This window comes from Anaerophaga thermohalophila DSM 12881 (assembly GCF_000191885.1).
Classification (GTDB): Bacteria; Bacteroidota; Bacteroidia; order Bacteroidales; family Marinilabiliaceae; genus Anaerophaga; species Anaerophaga thermohalophila.
In genome coordinates, this window is sequence record NZ_AEWI01000101.1 from 1 (window position 1) to 2797 (window position 2797).

At 38.6% G+C, this 2797-nt stretch carries 4 protein-coding genes; all 4 read right to left on the reverse strand.

Annotated features, from left to right (window positions below):
* Positions 1-726 precede the first annotated feature (726 nt).
* The gene (locus ATH1_RS0115755) at positions 727-1404 is read right to left on the reverse strand and encodes a calcium-binding protein (protein WP_010423981.1); all 678 of its coding nucleotides are present in this window, start codon (positions 1402-1404) and stop codon (positions 727-729) included.
* Positions 1405-1425: 21 nt separating this feature from the next.
* Positions 1426-1704, reverse strand: a complete 279-nt coding sequence (locus tag ATH1_RS0115760) for a hypothetical protein (protein WP_010423984.1) — start codon at positions 1702-1704, stop codon at positions 1426-1428.
* A 301-nt stretch (positions 1705-2005) separates the two neighbouring features.
* Positions 2006-2305, reverse strand: a complete 300-nt coding sequence (locus ATH1_RS0115765) for a helix-turn-helix domain-containing protein (RefSeq protein ID WP_010423990.1) — start codon at positions 2303-2305, stop codon at positions 2006-2008.
* Between the two features lie 2 nt (positions 2306-2307).
* Positions 2308-2652, reverse strand: coding sequence for a type II toxin-antitoxin system RelE/ParE family toxin (locus tag ATH1_RS0115770; RefSeq protein WP_010423993.1), 345 nt, complete (start codon positions 2650-2652; stop codon positions 2308-2310).
* Positions 2653-2797 lie beyond the last annotated feature (145 nt).

The following is a 2797-nucleotide window of genomic DNA, read 5'->3' on the forward strand; positions in this document are numbered from 1 at the left end:
ATAGGCTCAATCACTATCCGACTCGTTACAAACCGGCCTTCGCTTCGTTCAACCTCTCTGTCCGACGCTTCCCAATGCCTTACGGTTATGGTTTTATCCCGTTTGTTTACCCGAAACAGGTGGGAGAGAGCGCCGGGCTTCCACGTTCCGCTCTAATAACAGCTAATGTGAGTTTAGGCCCATCCTGTCTGCCGGCTGAACAACATCTTCGTATGAGCTGCGTTAAACGCTCATAACCTGTCAGCTTACCGTTTTGGTAGGGAGCGTATCAGTCTTAGTTTTCGCTCTTACGCCTTCACGACAGTTTCGGAATGTTCATGTATTTTAGCCATGCTCACGCATCCATGCCCTTAATCGGTCTAAGACCCCGATGACAGTCCGCCTCGCGGTTTCCTGCCACGCCCATGGGATACGAAATCCGGGCGATTGGTACACTTATCCCGGGAGCTTCAACCCGCAGTGGCTGCACCACACGCCAGTTGTCCCGTTAGGATACTATTGGAAGAACAATAGGTTTTATTAGAGGTGTAAGTCTCTGTAAAACAATTATATAGAGCGACTTCGTGTCGCAACAACGTCCCGGCTGTATGCGGTCGGCCGGGGCTTTCAACCCGCTGTGATTTTATCCGTATAAACGAGTGTGCCATGGACAAACGAATGACTGAATATGCTGTGGATGCCCCGGCTACCGTATGACAGCTTTGTTGCAGGGCGTTTTGTTTTAATCTATCTGTTTGCAAACCATAATTTGTAATCGTCAATTGGTTGAGCGTTAGGACTCTTTTTGTCAATCACGTCTAATTCACAAAGTGGGTATTCATACTTTTTTCTTCCGATTCTTAATGTTGCAATTACTCCATAAGTGTCAACAATATGCGGTACTGATTTAATTGAAACCTTTTGTCCTTCCTTTATTAACCAATCACTTTCTGATTCTTCAACAATTGCGTCAAAAGGAAAGGTCAGCTTGTCTTCCAAATAATCTACCCATTTTTGTAAACAATCCATTTCGTTGCCGGGGTTTACATTTTTCAGAATCTTAGAAATTCTTATTCCTTCATCTCCAAGCCAAGCCCAATGATATTTATTTGAAAATTCTTCTTGAGTTTTAATTACATCTTTTTTTGTGTCTCGGGCTTTGGATTTTTCTAATTTCGTATTGTCTAAGGTCATTGTATCCCACCCAAAACCATCTCTTTCTGATTGTGCGATAATATCAGTATTACTATCCATTTGTTTTAATGTAATTGAATCCCATTCTACAGTAATCAGGGTGTTGTTTTTTTCTGATATATTATCAATATCAATTACACGACCTTGCCACCCACCTATTTCAAATTCATCTGAATCAGGGTCTTTAACTCCTTCTTTTACAATTACAGAATCTCCTTTCTTGATATTCATTTGTATGGATTTAATAAATTGTCATTTAGCGAACTTAGGATTTTCCATAATTTTAAATCCATCTGCTTTTAAGGAATTGGCAATAATTTGTTCGTTTCCTTTTTTTCCTGAATTTTTAAAAGCCTTAGATAGTGATTTCTCAGCAATTCCAACTGCTTTTTCTTCATTTGGTTCAATGATTTCGGTGTTAGTCAAAATGTAATCTAAGGATTCTACCTTATTCTTTCCAATTTTGAAACAAGCCAATGCAGGTAAAAATCCTGATGGTGTTTGATAGCTTCCTGGTTCAAATCTATACATTGTCAATTTTTTTGTATTGAATGTGTTTTTTTGTTTAAATGCCCGGCAACGTCCCGGCTATATGCGCCTGGGCGTGGTTTCAGACCCGCTGTGGATTTATCAGCTTGAACGCATGGTTTTGGGAAATACAAAACCCTCAATATGCTGTGGATGCCACGGCTGGCGTATATAGCTTTGTTAGCGCCCTGTAATTTCTTGTTAATCAGGGTTTTATTTTATTTTTTAATCAATCCGTATTTACTGATCAGCTATGAATTTGTCAGGATGAACGAGACCCAAAGGAAAAAACAAATCTTTCAATTTATAAGTCAATCTGAATATTTATTTTTCCACCAAGTCCTTTTTCAACAATATCATACAAGGTTTTCAATGTGATATTACTTGCGTCGTTTTCAACCCGTGAGATATAACTTCGTTTTTTATTGATTATCTCCCCGAGCTGGTCTTGCGTTAAGTGCCTTTTTTCTCTTGCTTCTCTGAGCGTTAAACCAATTCGGAATGATTTGAATTCACGGTCAAGTCTATCTCTTCTTTCAGTTCCTTTTTCTCCGTAAACTTGGTTTTTCAATTCTGCCCAAGTGGTTGTATTTTTCTCAGCCATAATCAATTGTTTTTTTCGTTAAAATACTCTGTCATAAGCTTTGCAGCTTTCTCAATCTCCGATTTTGGCGTTTTCTGCGACTTTTTCTGAAAGCCGTTCAATAAAATTACCAATCGTCCCTGGTCGAAAAAACAAAAGACTCTCCAGATATTAGATGCCAATGAAATTCGGGCTTCATATAATCCTTTCTGTCCTTTGATGTGTTTTAAATATTTTTCCGGAATTCGTTCTTGGTATTCAATTAATTCAATGATTTTAAAGATTTTGTCTTGTACTTTCTTCGGTTGTGCAAGAAGAAAATCCTTAAAATGGTTTTTGTAATCAATTACAGTTCGAATTCGTTCCATTCATATCATTTTACATCAAAGGTAACTTTTAAGTTACAAAAATACAATCGTTTTTGCATTTTTCTGTGTATATTGTTTTTCTGTTTCTATGGGCGCACCGGGTAGGTCAGGAGGAGTAAAATCCTCCCTTCCCCCCTAAGAACCG